12 protein-coding genes and 1 pseudogene are annotated in these 16,869 nt (G+C 68.5%); 9 read left to right on the plus strand and 4 right to left on the minus strand.

The window, feature by feature from the left end:
- Positions 1–3: 3 nt before the first annotated feature.
- Together B8V81_RS17110 and B8V81_RS25335 are read right to left on the minus strand one after the other, a co-directional pair.
- On the minus strand, positions 4–2,262 hold the full coding sequence (locus B8V81_RS17110; RefSeq protein ID WP_101808821.1) for a M1 aminopeptidase family protein: 2,259 nt from the start codon (positions 2,260–2,262) through the stop codon (positions 4–6).
- Complete coding sequence (locus tag B8V81_RS25335) at positions 2,259–3,134, minus strand: ATP-binding cassette domain-containing protein (RefSeq protein ID WP_180968476.1); 876 nt, start codon at positions 3,132–3,134, stop codon at positions 2,259–2,261. The genes B8V81_RS17110 and B8V81_RS25335 overlap by 4 nt, the downstream gene beginning before the upstream one ends.
- 261 nt (positions 3,135–3,395) lie before the next feature.
- Between B8V81_RS25335 and pxpB the strand changes: the two genes are divergently transcribed.
- On the plus strand, positions 3,396–4,235 hold the full coding sequence (pxpB, locus tag B8V81_RS17120; RefSeq protein ID WP_244912785.1) for a 5-oxoprolinase subunit PxpB: 840 nt from the start codon (positions 3,396–3,398) through the stop codon (positions 4,233–4,235).
- A gap of 176 nt (positions 4,236–4,411) precedes the next feature.
- The gene (locus B8V81_RS17125; protein ID WP_101808823.1) at positions 4,412–9,361 is read left to right on the plus strand and encodes an S-layer homology domain-containing protein; all 4,950 of its coding nucleotides are present in this window, start codon (positions 4,412–4,414) and stop codon (positions 9,359–9,361) included.
- Positions 9,362–9,558: 197 nt separating this feature from the next.
- On the opposite strand, the gene B8V81_RS17130 is transcribed toward B8V81_RS17125, so the two are convergent.
- Positions 9,559–10,854, minus strand: a complete 1,296-nt coding sequence (locus tag B8V81_RS17130) for a beta-ketoacyl-[acyl-carrier-protein] synthase family protein (protein ID WP_228551358.1) — start codon at positions 10,852–10,854, stop codon at positions 9,559–9,561.
- 111 nt (positions 10,855–10,965) lie between these two features.
- Between B8V81_RS17130 and B8V81_RS17135 the strand changes: the two genes are divergently transcribed.
- The 7 genes and pseudogenes from B8V81_RS17135 to B8V81_RS17160 all read left to right on the plus strand — a co-directional run bounded on the left by B8V81_RS17135 (position 10,966) and on the right by B8V81_RS17160 (position 15,566).
- Positions 10,966–11,823: a helix-turn-helix transcriptional regulator gene (locus B8V81_RS17135; protein WP_028599905.1), complete on the plus strand. Its 858-nt coding sequence runs from the start codon at positions 10,966–10,968 to the stop codon at positions 11,821–11,823.
- 373 nt (positions 11,824–12,196) lie between these two features.
- Positions 12,197–12,457 (plus strand): annotated as a pseudogene (locus B8V81_RS26290) (hypothetical protein); the annotation flags it as partial.
- The gene (locus B8V81_RS26295; protein ID WP_425320498.1) at positions 12,343–12,855 is read left to right on the plus strand and encodes a hypothetical protein; all 513 of its coding nucleotides are present in this window, start codon (positions 12,343–12,345) and stop codon (positions 12,853–12,855) included. The pseudogene B8V81_RS26290 and the gene B8V81_RS26295, both read left to right, overlap by 115 nt.
- A gap of 22 nt (positions 12,856–12,877) precedes the next feature.
- Positions 12,878–13,282, plus strand: a complete 405-nt coding sequence (locus B8V81_RS17145) for a 5-oxoprolinase subunit C family protein (protein ID WP_219623325.1) — start codon at positions 12,878–12,880, stop codon at positions 13,280–13,282.
- Positions 13,283–13,311: 29 nt separating this feature from the next.
- Positions 13,312–13,920 carry an MOSC domain-containing protein gene (locus tag B8V81_RS17150; protein WP_084137440.1) on the plus strand — a complete coding sequence of 203 codons (609 nt, stop codon included), beginning with the start codon at positions 13,312–13,314 and terminating at the stop codon, positions 13,918–13,920.
- A gap of 21 nt (positions 13,921–13,941) precedes the next feature.
- The gene (locus tag B8V81_RS17155) at positions 13,942–14,709 is read left to right on the plus strand and encodes a LamB/YcsF family protein (RefSeq protein ID WP_028599903.1); all 768 of its coding nucleotides are present in this window, start codon (positions 13,942–13,944) and stop codon (positions 14,707–14,709) included.
- Positions 14,710–15,179: 470 nt separating this feature from the next.
- Entirely contained in the window at positions 15,180–15,566 is a 387-nt protein-coding gene (locus B8V81_RS17160; RefSeq protein WP_028599902.1) for a gamma-glutamylcyclotransferase family protein, read from the plus strand.
- A gap of 194 nt (positions 15,567–15,760) precedes the next feature.
- On the opposite strand, the gene B8V81_RS25340 is transcribed toward B8V81_RS17160, so the two are convergent.
- Positions 15,761–15,928, minus strand: a complete 168-nt coding sequence (locus B8V81_RS25340) for a hypothetical protein (RefSeq protein ID WP_153783173.1) — start codon at positions 15,926–15,928, stop codon at positions 15,761–15,763.
- Between the last annotated feature and the right edge of the window lie 941 nt (positions 15,929–16,869).

Here is a 16,869-nt window from a genome sequence, read left to right on the forward strand (position 1 = left end):
CGGTCATCCTCCTTCATCGTCCGTCATCGGCGGCCAGCGGTCGTCCGGCATGCGCGCGCGCCATTCCTTCATGAATTCGTCCACCGTCACGTACGGCGGCGCGGCGGCGGCCATGCGCTCGCCGGCTCCGCTGCGAGGCGGCTCCGGCAGCGCGAGCCCGCGGCTGCGGAACTGCTCCAGCACCTCGCGGGCCAGCGCGGCATGGCCTCGGTCGTAGGCGGCCTGGATCAAGGCGCGCATCGACCTCCATGCCGGCAGCTCCTCCGCCTCGATGCGGTACGGCTCGTCCGGGCCGCGCTGCTTGTTGTACAGATAAGCATAAGCGGAGCGGATCGCCAAGGCAACGGATTCGCTGCCGGAAGGATCCTCCAGCGCGTTCTCCCGGGCCATCGCTTCTCCCCGACCGACGTCGCCGAACAGCAGCAGGTCGCTCAGCGCGTCCTCGGCGTAGCCGTCGAGATTGCGATGCTCCGTCTGCGGGATGAACAGCGTGTCGTTCTCCGCATGCCAGGAGCGGTTCACGCTCGGAGCCTCGACCGGCGCGCCGATCAGATGCATCGGGAAAAAGAACAGCTGCCGGACCGCGCCGAGCGGAGCTCCGGCCAGCTCCTCTAATCCTTCGCGTCGCCGCTCGAAGCGCTCGAGGAACGCTTCCGCCTCGTCTCGGTTGCCCGGCGTCGTCACGATCCGAATCGCCTCGCCCTCCCGCCGGACCGTCTCGAAGCGGCCTCCGACGAGCGTGAGTCCCGCGCCGGAGACGCCGCGGAAGCGGACGGCTCCGTCCGCCGACGGCTCCTCCGGCAGCGTGCCGAACAGCGGAGCGCGGAAGCCGGACGCTTCCACCTCGTAGGCGGCGCCGGGCGTCAGCGCGGACGACGGGCGGTCGAGCAGCCTGCCGTCTTCGTCGAGCGCCAGCAGCGTGTCGCCGCCGGGCAGCGGGTACCAGCCGAGCGAGGCGGGCAGGTAGAGCGCATCGGAGCGGAGGAAAGCGAGATAGCTCTCGCTGCCGCCCGGCCCGCTCAGCCATTCGTCGAGCCGACCGCCGTAGCGGATCTCCACCGTCTGGACAGGCCGGCCGCGATCGAGCATGAGCTCGGGAAAGCGGATGCTGTCGCCTTTGCGCTCCCAGGCGATCGGCACGCCGTTCAGCTGGACCGACCGCACCTGCAGCGACGGATAGAGCAGCAGCGACACGATGCCGGGCTCCTTGTAGCGCAGCGTCCGCCCCCGCTCGGCCGGCAGCAGCCGGCCCTTTTCGGTCGGCAGCTCGAGCGTCGCCTCGGCGACGAGACTGCCGTCGCCGGCCAGCTCGAGCCGCAGGTCCATCCGTTCCAGCCGGAAGCGGTAGGCGGCGGGATCGAGCCGTTCGTCCGGGCTGGCCGCCGCCTGCTCGAGCTGCGCGCGATGGACGTCGCGGGCCGCCTCCAGCGAGGCGAACGGCGCGAATGCTCCTGCAGCGGCGAGCATCGCGACGAGCGCGAGCAGCCACGGCCGGCGCCGGTTCAGCGGCGGCTTGCTGCGGCCGAGCAGCGCCGCGCCGGCCACGAGCAGGAACAGCGAGAACGCGGCGCCGAAGCCCATGATGCGCAGCAGCTCGCCGCGGGCGAGCGGCCAGGACCAGACCTCGTTGCCGAGCAGGCTGTTCTCGAACAGCGGCTGCAGGTAGAACGCCTTGAGCCAGCTCCATTCGTAGACCGGCCGGATGTAGGCCTGCAGGAACAGCGAGCCGAACACCCAGGCGCAGAACGCCGCCGGCAGCGAGAAGCGGAGCGGCAGCAGCACGCCCAGGAACAGTCCAAGCGCCAGCGAGACGGCGAAGGCATGCTCGTACAGCAGTCCGTAAAGGGCGAGCTGCCGCCACATCGAGGCGGCGGGCAGGCCGTGCCGCAGCGCCGAGGCGGCGTACGCCGCTCCGACCGCGACCGTGTACAGCGTCATGTAGGCCAGGCCGGCGAGCCATTTGGCCGCCATCCAGCCGCCGGCGGGCAGCGGCAGCCGGAACAGCCACTCGGCGGACGGATGGAGCAGGTCGCGCCGCATGAGCAGCACGCCGAGCAGCAGCGGGATGGCGGTCGTCAGCATGAGCAGCATCTGATGCGTGTCGGACGCATACAGATTGATGTCCTGCGACGACTCCGGCCGCAGCCGCCACGTGTGCAGCAGCATCCAGATGGAGGCCGCGGCCGGCAGCAGCAGCGTCCAGCGCAGCAGCAGCAGGGAGCGCAGCTCCATCGCCGCCTGGCGAAGCACGTTCGGAATCATGCCGGACCTCCGGAGGGCTGGCGGTTCATGAGGCTCAGATAGCCTTCCTCCAGCGTCGGCTCCACGCGCTCCGCGAACGGTGACGGCGGGCGGTCGCTCAGCGCGCGGCAGAGGATGCCCTCCTCCGTGCGCCGTGCGCTCAGCAGCCCGCCCAGCGGCATGCGCCGCCATTCGTTCTCCGACGTCTCCCACGCCCAGGTGCGGTCCTCGGCGAAGCCGGCGAGCCCTTGGGTGCTGCCGTGGTACAGCAGCCGTCCTTCGCCGAGCACGATCACCTCGCGGCAGCTCGCGCCGATGTCGCCGAGCACATGCGTCGACAGCAGCACGACCCGCGTCGCCGCGGCCTCGGCGAGCACCCGCCGCAGGCGGATGCGCTCTTCGGGATCGAGGCCGGCGGTCGGCTCGTCGACGATCAGCAGATCGCCGGCCGACAGCAGCGCCTGGGCGACGCCGAGCCTTTTGGTCATGCCGTACGAATAGTGGCGGGCCGGCAGATCGGCCTCGCCGAGCAGATTGACCTGCTCGAGCACCTCGTCGACCTTGCGCCGGCGCTCCGCGAGCGAGCCGCCGCCTTGCAGCGAGGCGGCATGGAGCAGCCACTGGCGGGCGGAGAACTGCGGTAGCACGCGGATGTTCTGCGGCAGGTAGCCGATGCGGCTGCCGCTGCGGCGGAAGTCGCGGACCGAGCTGCCGCGCAGCAGCGCGTCGCCGGTCGTCGGCGCCAGCATGCCGGCCAGCAGCCGCAGTAGCGTCGACTTGCCGGCTCCGTTCGGGCCGAGCAGGCCGTGGAGGCCGGGGCCGAGCTCCAGCGTAAGCGGGCACAGCGCCCAGCCCGTCTTGTATTGTTTTCCCAGCTTGCAGGCGGTAAGCATGTAGATGTGAGCCTCCTGTGCAATCAACGACTGCCTCGCGCAAAAAGTTTCTCTATAGAAAGCAGTATACCATCCGGAGCCGGAGCGCGCCGCCGGCGGAGAACGCCGCGCGGGGGCGAGGCGTCCTCCGCCGGGCTTCGTTGACAGCTTCGCGGCGCGGCGAAGATAATGAAGGAACGTGATCGACGGGCCGGCAGGCGAGGCGGCGGGAGGCTGCCGCCGCATGCCGACAACGCAGGAGAACGAGCGGAGGGGTAGCCGATGGCGACGGGCAGCGGGCGCGACGAGCGGGAGCGGATGGCGGCGGGCAGCGAGCGGGACGAGCGGGAGCGGAAGCCGGCGGGAGGCGAGCGGGAGAGGCCGTCCGAAGCGGTCATGAGCGGCGCGGCTGCCGGGCTGCGCAAGCCGCCGCTGCGCTGCGAGCCGGCCGGAGACCGGGCGCTGCTGCTGCTCCCGCCGGAGGACGGCTCGGCGCCGCCGGAGGGCGAGCCGCTGCAGCGGCTGCTGGCCCATGCCGCGGCCTGGCTGGAGGCGGCAGGCTGGGAGTGGCTGGAGGATGCGGTGCCAGCCTATGAGAGCGTGCTGGCCGTCTACGATCCGGTGCGGCTGCAGCGCGGCCGGAAGGGCGCTGTCCCGTGGCGGCTGGCGCAGCGCCTGATCGAGGATCGGCTGGCCGCGCTGCCTCCGCTCCCCGAGGCGGCGGAGCGGGCCGCAATCGAGATCCCGGTGCGCTACGGCGGCGAGCACGGGCCCGATCTGGAGCAGGCGGCGCGGCGCAGCGGCATGACGCCGAGCGCGTTCATCGCGGCGCATTCCAAGCCGCTTTACCGGGTCGTCATGCTCGGCTTCCTGCCGGGCTTTCCCTATCTCGACGGACTGCCGCCGGAGCTGGCGCAGCCCCGGCTCGATGCGCCGCGGCCGCGCGTTCCGGCCGGCTCGGTCGGCATCGGCGGCGCGCAGACCGGCCTCTATCCGTCGGAGTCGCCGGGCGGCTGGCAGCTGATCGGACGGACCGACGTCCTGTTGTTCGATCCCGGCCGCGAGCGCCCCGCGCTGCTCGCCCCCGGAGACCGGGTGCGGTTCGTTCCGGTGGAGAGATGACATTTGGACGGAATTAGGACCGAATTAGGACAAAAGTCTAAGAAATTATAGGTATTTCTTCATATTTTCGATCTAGATGCCGATAAAAAAACGGCGTCAGAAAGAAAAAAGGGGAGTACCTTATTTTCATTCATAGCAAAACAAGGCCGCGAATAGCGGCCCTGACCGCAGCAGCCGTGCTGCTCGGGTCCGGTTTTCCGGCGCCTCAAGGCGTCCGAGCGCAAGCTTCGGTCGGCGGAACCTATTTCACCGATACGGACAACTGGGGAGGAGGCGCCGCCGGCAGCGCGCCGGACGGCGATCTCGACTACGCGACCAACCGCATCTCCAACGGTCACGCGCTGTACCCGATCGAGCTCAAGATCGAGAACGTCGACAAGCTTCCGGCCGAGAGCGCCAGGCTGCTCATACGGGCGTACGATGTCGACGAGTATGACGGGACGGACAGCACTTCGACAGGCGAATGGGATCGGATCTACTTGTCGGACAAGCCGGAGGATATCGTGCTTGGCAATCCCTACACGCCGTGGAAGACGACCGGCGGCTGGAGCAGCGCGACGGCCTCCTACAAGAAAGAGTTCAAGCAATCCGCTTATGTCGGAGCTCTGTCCGGAGCCAACGAGAAGTGGAATACGACGGTGCTGTCGGTCGATCCGGACAGGATCAAGCTGGGCGACCAGTATGTCGGCGCATCCATCCACCACTACTTCAAGTCGAGCAGGCTGAACGCCGGCTGGGTGACCGAGATCGACTGGGCGCAGCTCGTCGTGGACGGCGGCATCCGGGACAAGGCGGAATTTTCGAGCGCCGGCATCACGGTCAAGAACGGGAAAATCTCGATTGATTCGGCTTTTCTGGGCAAGGCCGGATACCAGGGCCCGTTCTCGCTCGAAGCCAACGTCATCCAAGAGGTCACGGATGCGGACGGGACGGTGCGCGAGGTCAACCTCGCTCTCGACAGCAAGCGGGTCGCCAGCGTGGATCCGGGCGAGCCGGGCCGCTGGAGCCTTGATCTCGAGAACCCGGACATCCGTCTCGGCGAGGACTATCGGATCAACTTGATCCTGTTCGAGGATCGCGGAGGCAACGGATCGAACCCGAATCCGGGCAAGGTGCAGCATCTGCTCGATATCCCGACCTCCGAAATCCGGATGCTGGCGGAGGACTTCCGCAAGCCGTCGTCCGTCTTCGCGGCGGAGGACTTCCGTTCCAGCTTCTTCAAGACGAACGGCGTCGAGGGCGCTGACGCCTTGGCCAACGGAGCCAATCTGGAAAAGATCCGCATCGCGTCGCTCCCCGATCCGCAGGACGGCGAGCTGATGTACGACGGCGTTCCGCTGAGCGCCGCCGATATCGGCAAGGAGATCGCGATCGCGAACGTCTCCAAGCTCGGATTCCGTCCGGCCTCCACCACCGACGGGGAAGCCGAATTCGGCTGGACCGGCTTTGCCGAGGGCAAATATGCCTCCAAGCCGGGCCAAGCGAGCTTCGGCGTCAACCGCGCTCCGATCGTGGAGTCGCTGAGCAAGCCGGCGCTGAAGGGCGAGACGCTTTCCTTCAGCCGGACCGACTTCGCGCAGGCATCCGCTTATGTGGATCCGGAGCAGCAGCCGCTGGCCGCCATCATGGTGACACAGCTGCCGGATCCGGCCAAGGGCAAGCTGTACCTCAAGCGTGCCGATGCGCCGCTTGTGCCGATCGTCGCAGGCATGCCGATCGCCGCAGCCGATCTGGACCGCCTCGTGTTCCAGCCGGAGGCCGGCGCGACGGGCACGGCCGAATTCCGCTGGAACGGAAGCGACGGCGAGCTGTACGCCGCAGCGGACAAAACCGTCCACATCCGGATCAACACGCCGCCTGTCGGCGCCGATCTGAGCCGGACAGGGCCGATGGGAGCGCCGATCGGCTTCGCGGCTCCGGGCGGAGGGAGCAGCTTCGCGGCGCTGTACGGCGACGAGGACGGCGACGCCTTCCATAGCGCGGCGTTCGACCTGCCTGCCGGCTTCGCGGCGAAAGGCACGCTCAGCTATGCGGACCCGTCCACGACGGAAACCGTATACGCCGAGCCCGGCCGCCGCACGCTGGTGCCTGCGCTGGCGCTGGAATCGCTTCGCTTCGTGCCGGCGCCAGGCCTCGCCAACGGCGCGGCGGTCGACATCCCGTGGCGTCCGTTCGACGGCAAGCAGCTGGCGGAGCAGCCTTCGCTGCTGCGGATCGCCTACGACGGCATTCCAAGGGCGGAATGGATTTTCGCCTTGGCCAATGAAGGGGTCCAGGAGCTCCGCCTGATTCCGTCCGGGACCGACCAGGAGACGGTGACCGGCCTCGTCTACCGGCTTGTTCCGGATTCTGGCCCTTCCCGCGGAACGCTCGTTCCGGACGTGGATTCGGACCGAGGCGGCTGGATCTACACGCCGGACGAAAGCTTCGTCGGCGGCACGGACAGCTTCCGTTACGTCGCCGAGGATGAGAGCGGACAGGTCAGCGAGCCTGCGACGGCGACGATCATCATCCACAAGGCGCTCGACGGCTGGGCGGGAGACAAGCCGCAAGGCGATCCGAGCCGCATGACGGCGCTGCCGGGCTACCCGGTCCGGCTGTCTGCGGTATCGTCGCTGGCTACGGAAAAAGTAACGGCATCGCTCGCAGGAGCGGAGACCGAGCTGGTCTGGATCAATCCGTCGACGAGCCAGGCGGAAGGGGTCAAGCGGTGGGAGAAGGAAGGCTTTCTGCTGCCGCAAGCCGCGGCAGGCGAGCATGAGGCGGCATTCACCGCTTACGGTCCGCTTGGACAGCTGATTTCGAACGAAGAAGCCTCGCGCCGATCGGACAACTGGATCACCGTGCTGACGACCCGCATCGCCTTGACCGCGGATCCCGACCGGATCGTCGGCGACGGCAGCTCGACTTCCGTGCTGACCGCAGCCGTGACGGACGAGAGCGGCGGTCCGGTGAGCGGCGTATCCGTCTCGTTCGCGGCCGGAGCCGGTTCGTTCCCGGACGGCGCGACTGCCGTGACCGGAGCGGACGGCAAGGCCAGCGTCGTCTATCGTTCGGCGGCGATGAGCGGCACGGCGGAGCAGCGGATCCCGGTTACGGCCAAGGTGCTGGATCTCGTACGAGGGCTGGCCGGAGAAAAAGGGATCGAGCTGACGTTCCTGCCTGCCCGCATTCAAGGCGTCCTTACCTCCGGCAGCTCCAATGCGCCGGTCGCAGGAGCGATCGTCCGGGCCGCGCTGGATCTGAACGGCGACGGCGTCATCGAGCCTGGCGTCGATTTTGAAGCCTCGACGATGACGGACGAGCGTGGACGCTATTCGCTGGCGGTACCTAAGGGAGACGCGGTCTACGAGCTGGCGGTTACGCAGCTCATCGAGATCGGCGGCGTGCCGACTCCGGTCACCTATACGCAAAAAGCCGTTGTCGGCCATGCCGACGGAACGGGGGAGCAATCCTTCGAATCCGAAAAGACGGTCAGCGGCATCGTTCTGCTCAAGCAGCCGGACGGCGGCACGGCGAAGCTGGATGCGGAGACGGCCGGCCGTTCCAGCGTTTATTTCAAGGACGGCCAAGGAAAATACGTCACGGACGGCAGCGGGACGCCGAAGGCTCATCCGCTGAGCGCCCAAGGCGTCTTCTCGACAGAGGGCCTGCCGGTCGGCTCGTACGCCTTCGAGATCCGGTATGAGTTCGAGCCCGGCGTGCAGGCGGTGCTGAGCGTAGGCCAGGCTCATGTCAAAGCGGACGGAGAGCTCAACCTGCTCACGCAGCTGGTCGATCCGTACGGAACGGTAAGCGACGCCTCGAGCGGAGCCGTCATCGAAGGCGCGACGGTCATGCTGCATTACGCCGACACCGGCCGCAACAAGGCCGCCGGCAAGGCTGCCGGGTCGGGCGTCGTCCTGCCCGCGCTGGTCGGCTTCGAGCCGAACGACAACGCCAGTCCGTTGCAGATGACCGACAAGAACGGGTTCTACGCGTACATGGTCTACCCGGAGACGGACTATTATCTCGTCGTCTCCAAGGCCGGCTACGAGACGTACCGCAGTCCGGTCATATCAGTCGAATGGGACATCGTCAAGCATGACCTCCAGCTGCGCCCGCTGTCTGCGCCGGCTCCGCAGCCTCCGGCACGGACCGGACTGGCGGTGGAGATCGCCTCGGAGCAGATGGTCGTGCGCGAGGAGAGCGAGTCGCTGCTGACGGTCACCTACAAAAACAGCGGTTCCGACCGCATGGCAAGCGGAACCGTCGAGGTCGTCCTGCCTGACGGCGCAAGCTTCGTCCGCGCCGACGGCGCGGCCATCGAGGGCGCGAAGGCGGTCTGGAGCGTCAAGGATCTCGCTGCCGGACAGACGGGCCAGCTGCAGCTGACCGTGCGCTGGCCGCGCCTGGATGCGAAGGAAAAGGACGCCGACATCACCGCGGCCTTCTTCTCGGGAGATGCGTCCGCGAAGTCGGTCGCCAAATTCAAGCTGTATTCGGACCGCTTCGAGCCGCTGTTCCATTCGCGCTACATCCGCGGCTATCCGGACGGGGAGTTCAAGCCCGGACAGACGCTGACGCGGGCGGAGGTTGCCGCTGTCACGGCGCGCTTGTCCGACGGTCCGGCCGATGATGCGAAGGCGGGCTCCTTCCGCGACATCCGCAGCGGCCACTGGGCGGAAGGCTACATCCGCGAGTCTGCCGCCAAAGGCTACTTCAAGGGAGGAACGGACGGCCGCTTCCGGCCGGACGCGCCTGTGACCCGCGCGGAGCTCGTCGTCGTCCTGTCGCGCTTCCTCGGCCTCGAGCCGGGAGAGCCTGCAGGCAGCCGCTTCCTCGACACGGCCGGCCACTGGGCCGAAAAGGAGATCGAGGCGCTGCGCGTCGGCAAGTATTTGAACGGCTACCCGGACGGAAGCTTCCGTCCGAACCAGCCGATCCGGCGCGACGAGGCGGTCGCTCTCATCAACGGCATGCTGCGGCGCGGTCCGCTTGCCGGCGTGCAGCCGCTGTTCCCGGACATGCCGCAGGGCAACTGGGCTTACGGAGCTGTCATGGAGGCTTCGCTCTCTCATGAATCGGAGCGGGTCGAGGACGGATCGGAGCGCCTGCTGAAGGCGATCGAGGACCATATGGAATAACGAAAAAGCGAGGCTCAATCAGCCTCGCTTCGGAAAGCGGCATCGGGCCCGAGAGGCGCCCGGCGCCGCTTTTTTTCATGCCGCTCGGCGATGGCGTCCCGTGGCGGCGGCCGATGGCCGCGGGAAGGCGGCAACGGAAAGCGAGCAGCGGATGACTGTCGTCGGCATGAGCGGCTTCCGCCGCTTAGCAGCCTCCTTCAGCCTTCTTCAAAGCGGCCGAGCGCGATGACGGCATTATGGCCGCCGAAGCCGAACGAGTTGGACAGCCCGACCGCTAGCCTCTCGCGCCGCGGGGCGGCCGGGACGGTCAAGGCGCAGTCCGGGTCGGGCTCCTCCTGGTTGAGCGTCGGCGCGATCAGCCCCTCGCGCAGCATGCGGACGAGCGTGATCGCCTGCGCGCCGCCTGATGCGCCGAGCATATGGCCGGTCATCGACTTGCCGGCGAATACCGGCACGCTCCCGCCTCGCTCGCCGAGCGCGCTGCGGATCGCCCGGCTCTCCGACAGGTCGCCGGCCGGCGTGCCGGTCGCATGGGCGCAGACGAGGTCCACGCGCTCGGCCTCCAGGCCGGCGTCGGCGAGCGCCAGCCGCATGGCGGCCGCCGCGCCGCGGCCGGTCGGCTCGGTCGCGACCCGGTGGTACGCGTCGGAGGTCGCGCCGTAGCCGAGCACCTCGGCCAGCGGCTCGGCGCCGCGCGCAAGCGCGTGGGCGAGCGTCTCGAGCACGATGATGCCGGCGCCCTCGGCCATGACGAAGCCGGAGCGGCTGCGGCTGAAAGGACGGCTGGCCGCCGCCGGATCGCCGCCCGACGAAGCGAGCGCGGTCGCGTTGCCGAAGCCGGCGAGGGCGATCGGGACGACGGCGGCTTCGGATCCGCCGGCGACGGAGACATCGGCGATGCCGGCGCGCAGCAGGCGCATCGCTTCCCCGATCGCCGTGTTGCCGATCGAGCAGGCGGTCACCGGCGAGAGCGTCGGCCCGGTCAGGCTGTAGCGGATGCTGATTTCCGCGGCGGCCATGTTGGCGATCATCATCGGCACGAGCGTCGGGCTGACGCGGCTATGGCCGCGGGCGCCCAGCACGCGCGCCTGCTCCATGAGCGTGCCGAGCCCGCCGATGCCGGAGCCGACATAAACGGCCGTCCGATCCGGCACGAGCCGGCCCTCGCCGAGTCCGGCCTGGCCGAGCGCTTCCTCGGCCGCCGCGAGCGCGAACTGCACGAAGCGGTCCATCTTGCGGGCTTCTTTGCGGCCGAACCGGGCTTCTCCGTCCCAATCGGGCACGAGGCCGGCAATCGCCCGCTCGTCGGCCTGCTCCAGCCACTCCTCCGGCCATCCGCCTTCTTGCAGGCGGCGGATGCCCGAGCGGCCTTCTGCCTGGGCGGTCCATAACGTCTCGGCGCCGGCGCCGAACGGACTGACGGCTCCCATGCCGGTAATGACGACGCGATGCTCCTTGCTGGACGGGGCGGCGTTCGTGTAAAGCTCCATCATGCTCCATCTCCTTCGCAGCTTGCGGATAAGCGCAGTTTCGCACAGCTCTTATGCTGGTACAAGTTGTTGTTTATACTAGGATAAGAAGTAATGGGATCGAGGAGGAAGGGCATGAACCGACAGGAGAGGCTGAAGGCTCTATCGGAATTTCTGCGCTCGCGCCGGATGGCGCTGCTGCCGGAGGAGCACGGCTTTCCCGCAGGGGGGAGGCGGCGGACGCCGGGGCTGCGGAGGGAGGAGGTCGCGCAGCTGGCCGGTGTGAGCCCGACCTGGTACACCTGGCTCGAGCAAGGACGGGACATCCGCGTCTCGTCCTCGGTGCTCGACGCGGTGGCGAAGGCGCTGCGGCTGAATGCGGACGAAAAGCGGTACATGGCCGCGCTGGCGGGCGACGCCGCAGAGGGCGGCGAGCCGGAGAGGAGCGCGTCCGACGAGCCGGCGGCGCTGCCCGCTCCGCTGGGGCGGATTTTGGACGAGCTGGCCGGCTGTCCCGCGATCGTCTCGGATCGCCGCTGCCGGATCGCCGGCTGGAACGAGGCGGCGGCCCGCGTTTTTCTCGACTTCGGCTCGGTGCCCACGGAGGAGCGCAACATGATCACGCTGCTGTTCACCCGGCCGGAGCTGCAGCGGCTCGCCGTCAACTGGGAGCAGTTCGTACGGGGCTATCTGGCGCTGTTCCGCTATTACTACGGCCGGTATGCCGACGACGACTGGTATTCCCGCTTCATCGAGGCGATGGAGCGGCGCGACGCCCGCTTCGCCCCGCTCTGGGAGGAGAGCCGCGTCAGCGCCGCGCCGGAGGTGATCCTGGAGTTCCGCCACGCCCGCGCGGGCAAGATGCAGTTCCAGCTGACGAGCCTGCAGGCCCAGGGACAGCCGGATCTGCGCGTCAGCATCTACACGCCCGCTCAAGGCACGGCGACGGAGCGCAAGATGAGACGGCTGATGGACGAGGAGCGGGGCGGCTGAGCGGAAGATGAGGCGGCTGATGGACGAGGAGCGGGCGGCTGAGCGGAAGATGAGGCGACTGATGGACGAGGAGCAGGGCGGCTGAGCGGAAGATGAGGCGGCTGATGGACGAGGAGCGGGCGGCTGGGCAGAAGATGAGGCGGCTGATGGACGAGGAGCGGGGCGGCTGAGCGGCAGGCGGAGCCGCGAGCGGAGGGAATGGAAGTCTGTCGTGGCTTCATGCGGACAGGCCAGCCGAAGCGCTTCAGCGGAACGGGCTGCCGGCCAAGCAGCTGGTCGCGGGGCCAGTCGATGAGGTCGAGGCGCGGGATGGCAAGCTGGAGCCGGCATGAGCTACAATGAAGGTCATGAGCGCGGAAAGGAAGGGATGAGGATGAGGACGAAGGAAGCGGCGTTCACGATCATCCGCCCCGGCTTCGGCGCCGAGCTGCAGCATCTGGGCCGTCCCGGCCTGCGAGCCCAGGGCATGCCGGCCGGCGGCGCGATGGATGCGGTCTCGCTGCAGACAGCCAATCTGCTGTGCGGCAATTCGCGCGGCGCGCCGGCGCTGGAGCTGGCGCTCGGCGGCGTCCGCATGCGCGTCGACGCGCCGGACGGCGTGCTCGCGGCGATTTGCGGCGCCGACATGCCGCTTCGACTTACAACGTTGGCGCTCCTGCGGGCCGAGCCGTCTGGCTGCCGGCGGGCGGCACGCTTTCGCTCGGCGCGGCGCGCTCCGGCTGCCGCGCCTACTTGGCCGCCGCAGGCGGCCTCGCCGCGCCGGGGGCGGCGGCCTGTGGCGCGGCCGGCGGCGATGAACGCGCCGGCATCGCGCCGGCTTGCCGCCGGCGAGGCGCTCCGCCGCGGCGNGCCTTCGGCGCGCGGCGCGGCGCTGCTGGGCGGCCTCTAGCGCCGCCGCCCAGGCCGGCGGCGGCGGGAGGCTGCCCGCCGCCGCGCCGTGGCTCCGCGCCGCGCCTCGTGGCGCGCGGCGGAGCCGACGGCTCCGGCACCGCCGTGCTGCGCGCGGTGCCGGGAGCTCCAACGGCAGCTTAACGCAGGCTGCCCGGGAGCGGCTGTGGCGGGGGGCTCGCCGCCTCTCCCGCCAGCGACTCATCTAGTCTGGGTCACGCTCGGACGCCCAGTCGATCGGTCAGCCTCGAGCCGCGCGGAGCTGCGCTCGCACGGCGTGCTGCCGGGCGCGGTGCAGCTCCCGCCCGGCGGCCATCCCGTCGCGCTGGCGGCAGGCTGCCAGACGACGGGCGGTTATCCCGTCATCCTGCATGTCATCGCCGCCGACCTGCCGCGGCTCGGCCAGCTGCGGCCCGGCGACGGGACGCGCTTCCTCCGCGTGGAGCTGGAGGAGGCGCAGCGCCTCCTGCTGCGGCAGCAGCGGGAGCTCGACCGGCTCGAAGCCGCGCTGCGCCTTCGGACCGAACGCTTCTTGCAGGAGCAGCGCCGCGCGCCGGCCGCTGACAGCTGATTTTTTCATTTGAACAGGAGGAAAGCGACATGACCAACGATCAGCCGGGCGTCGACCCGCAGGCTGCGAGCAGCGCCAAGTCCGGCAAGAGGAAAGGGTCGCCGGCCTTCGTGGCCGGCCTGTATACGGCCGATGCGCCGGGCAGCTTCGTCTCCCGCGAGCTTGCGGAGGCAGAGCTGGAGTTCGGCGGAATCCGCGGCGACCGCCACTTCGGCGTGACGTCCCGCGCGGACAGCCGCCAGCCGATGTATCCTCGCGGCACCGAGATCCTCAACCGTCGGCAGATCAGCATCCTCTCGCGCGAGGAGCTGGAGGAGACGCGGGAGCGGATGGGCATCGAGGCGCTCGATCCCGAGTGGATCGGCGGCAACCTGCTGCTCTCCGGCTATCCCGGGCTGACGCAGCTGCCCGCAGGCTCGCGGCTGCTTTTCCCAAGCGGCGCCGGGCTCGTCTGCGAAGGCGAGAACCATCCCTGCACCGACGCCGGCAAGGAGGTCGAGCGGCATGTCGCTCCCAAGGAGCGGCTGCCGCAGGCGTTCGTGAAGGCCGCGCGCGGCCGGCGCGGCATCGTCTGCTCGGTGGAGCGTCCCGGCCGCATCGCGTTCGGCGACGAGATCCGCATCATCCCCCCGATGTAGGGGAAAAGGAGGCCATCCCGCATGCAAAAGCCGACGATCGACCTGAACGCCGATTTCGGCGAAGGGTATGGAAGCTACGCCTTCGGAGATGACGCCGCGCTGCTCGGCTCCATCACGAGCGCCAGCATCGCCTGCGGCTGGCATGCCGGCGACGCCCGCACGATGCGGACGTCGGTCGAGCGCTGCCTGCTAGCCGGCGTGGCGGTCGGCGCCCATCCGGGCTACCCGGACCGGCAAGGCTTCGGCCGCCGCGCGATGGCGCTGGACGCCGAGGAGGTGTACGAGGCCGTCCTTTATCAGACGGGCGCGCTGCAGGCGTTCGTGCGCGCCGCCGGCGGCGAGCTGCGCCACATCAAGCCGCATGGCGCGATGTATCATCGCTGCGGAGCCAGCCAGGCCCATGCGGATGCGGTCGCCCGGGCTGCCGCCGAGCTGGGCGGGCTGGCGCTGTTCGGCCCTCCCGGCGGACTGCTGGAGCGCGCGGCCGTCTCGGCCGGACTGCCGTTCGCGGCGGAAGGCTTCGCCGACCGCGCCTACTTGCCGGACGGCTCGCTCGCCGGCAGGGACCGGCCCGGCGCCGTGCACGGCGAGCCGTCCCAAGCGCTGGAGCAGGCGCTGACGATCGCGCTGCGCGGCGAGGCGCCCGCCTTGGGCGGAGGCTTCGCGCCGGTGGCGGCTCGGACGCTGTGCCTGCACGGCGACGGACCGGGCGCGGCCGAGCTGGCCGCGCTTATCCGCGCCGGCCTGGAGGCGGCCGGCGTCGCCGTGCGCGCGCCTTGGCAGCCATGAGCGGCGTGCTGGAGGCTCGCCGCAGCCGCTCCAGCTCCGAGGCCAGGGGCTCGAAAGCCCTTCTCGGAGCAAGCCCCGAAGCCGGCGGCTCGGAAGCTCCTCTTGGCGCATGCTCCGAGGCCGGCGGCTTGGAACCTCCTCTTGGTGCATGCTCCGAGGCGAGCGGCTCGGAAGCACCTCTCGGCGCATGCTCCGAAGCCGGCGGCTTGAAAGCCCTTTTCAACGCATGCCCTGAGGCCAGCGGCTTGGAAGCCACTCTCGGCACATGCTCCGAGGTCAGCGGCTCGAAAGCACCTCTCGACGCTTGCTCCGAGGCCGGCGGCTCGGAAGCCACTCTCGGGGCATGCCCCGAGGCCGGCGGCTCGAAGGCACATCGCCCCGCATGCCCTGTGAGCAACGATCCGCAAGCCGCTCGCGGCCCATCCGCTCCATCCGCTCCGCTGCCTCAGGCTGATCAAGCACATTCGTTGATGTCCCCATCCTCTGGCATCTGGATGTTTGTCTACGGTACGCTACAGCCCGGACGCAGCAACTTCGGCGTCGTCGCTCCGTTCGTCCTTGCGCAGCGGCCGGGACGGGTGCGGGGGCGCCTCGTCGACGCGGCGGACGGCCATTATCCCGCGCTTGTCCGCGAGCTTTCCGCTTTGAACCGGGCCGTTCGGGGCTGGTGGCTGCTGCTGGAGCGCGACGGCTTGGCCGCCTGCGATCGGCTGGAGGAATTTTTCGGCCCGGAAGAGGCGAATGACTACGAGCGGATCTGGACGCGGGATCTCGACGATCCGGCCCGTCAGGGCTGGGTCTATGTCTGGCCCGACGACCGCGGCTGCGCCGATTTGCACAACGGAGTGTGGCCGTAACGTTGCAGTCTCGTTTGCAGCCTCGAGTTGAGATGGAAGCGGGCTTGGCTCCACCACCAGCATCGTACACCCTGAGACAAAAGCGGAGCTTGAGCGGCTGACGGCTATGAATAAGGATAGAAACCAAACCGCTGGTGACGAGGCGGTTTGGTTTTTGGTTTTCCCAACTATCGGAATACTGCATTCTAGCTTGGTTATCGGGCGTTCGGAGCCTGGCTCTCCGGCTCGGGTTCGAAAGCGATCAGCGTCACCGGGCGGCCTTCTCCGTCCGACAGCGATTGCTCCAGCTCCCGGATCCTTTCCACTGCCACGAGGGGAAGCTCGGCGTATCGGTACGGCTCGAAGGGCTGGGACTTGCTCATCTGCGTTCACCTCCTTGCGGATAGCGTTCGCTCTCCACAGCATCTTTATCCAGATAAAGGGAGAGGGGGGCGGCGCTTTTGAGAGGCGTCCGCTCCATCACATCGACGCTCATCGCTCGATCGTCCGTCACGGGATCGCTCGAAAAACTCGGATTGCAGCTGCCCGGCGGCGCGCATCCGAGACCGTAACCGGAAAAAGTCGGGCTGCAGCTCCTGGGCAGAGTGCATCCGAGCCTCTAACCCGAAAAAATCGGGTTGCAGGCGCCAGGCAGAGCGCATCCGAGGCTGTAACCCGAAAAAATCGGGTTGCAGCCGTCTGGCAGAGTGTATCCGAGCCTGTAACCCGAAAAAATCGGGTTGCAGTCACCAGGGCAGAGCGTATCCGAGCCTGTAACTCGAAAAACTCGGGTTGCAGGGCTTTGAGGTGCGCGTTCGTAGGCAATTACGCGGAAAAACCGAGTAACTCGGGCGTGCAGGAGGAGAAACGGAGGGAGTTGCGCGGAAAGACCGAGTAACTCGGGCATGCAGAAGGCGAAGCGTAGGGAGTTGCGCGGAAAAACCGAGTAACTCGAGCATGCAGGAGGAGAAACGGAGGGAGTTGCGCGGAAAAACCGAGTAACTCGGGCGTGCAGGGGAAGACACGGAGGGAGTTGCGCGGAAAAACCGAGTAACTCGGGCGTGCAGGGGAAGACACGGAGGGAGTTGCGCGGAAAAACCGAGTAACTCGGGCGTGCAGGAGGAGAAACGGAGGGAGTTGCGCGGAAAAACCGAGTAACTCGGGTGCGAGGATGGCAGAACGCCCGGAATTGCCGGGCCTTCCCCAAATGTTCACAAACCGGATTGGTCGAGATGGAGCCCATCAAGTAAACTAGAGGGCGAGAGGAAGGAACGAAAGGAAGTGCCCCCGAGCGCATGAACGCCAACTCACGCAACGAATTCCC

Origin of the sequence: Paenibacillus pasadenensis, assembly GCF_002864175.1 — a bacterium.
GTDB lineage: Bacteria > Bacillota > Bacilli > Paenibacillales > Paenibacillaceae > Paenibacillus_O > Paenibacillus_O pasadenensis.

What these genes read in the sequence shown, in the direction of transcription:
- B8V81_RS25335 (WP_180968476.1), bottom strand. Translation starts at nt 3,134, where the DNA reads ATGCTTACCGCCTGCAAGCTGGGAAAACAATACAAGACGGGCTGGGCG.
- B8V81_RS25340 (WP_153783173.1), bottom strand. Translation starts at nt 15,928, where the DNA reads ATGAGCAAGTCCCAGCCCTTCGAGCCGTACCGATACGCCGAGCTTCCC.
- B8V81_RS17110 (WP_101808821.1), bottom strand. Translation starts at nt 2,262, where the DNA reads ATGATTCCGAACGTGCTTCGCCAGGCGGCGATGGAGCTGCGCTCCCTG.
- B8V81_RS17135 (WP_028599905.1), top strand. Translation starts at nt 10,966, where the DNA reads ATGAACCGACAGGAGAGGCTGAAGGCTCTATCGGAATTTCTGCGCTCG.
- B8V81_RS17150 (WP_084137440.1), top strand. Translation starts at nt 13,312, where the DNA reads ATGACCAACGATCAGCCGGGCGTCGACCCGCAGGCTGCGAGCAGCGCC.
- B8V81_RS17155 (WP_028599903.1), top strand. Translation starts at nt 13,942, where the DNA reads ATGCAAAAGCCGACGATCGACCTGAACGCCGATTTCGGCGAAGGGTAT.
- B8V81_RS17160 (WP_028599902.1), top strand. Translation starts at nt 15,180, where the DNA reads ATGTCCCCATCCTCTGGCATCTGGATGTTTGTCTACGGTACGCTACAG.
- B8V81_RS17130 (WP_228551358.1), bottom strand. Translation starts at nt 10,854, where the DNA reads ATGATGGAGCTTTACACGAACGCCGCCCCGTCCAGCAAGGAGCATCGC.
- pxpB (WP_244912785.1), top strand. Translation starts at nt 3,396, where the DNA reads ATGGCGACGGGCAGCGGGCGCGACGAGCGGGAGCGGATGGCGGCGGGC.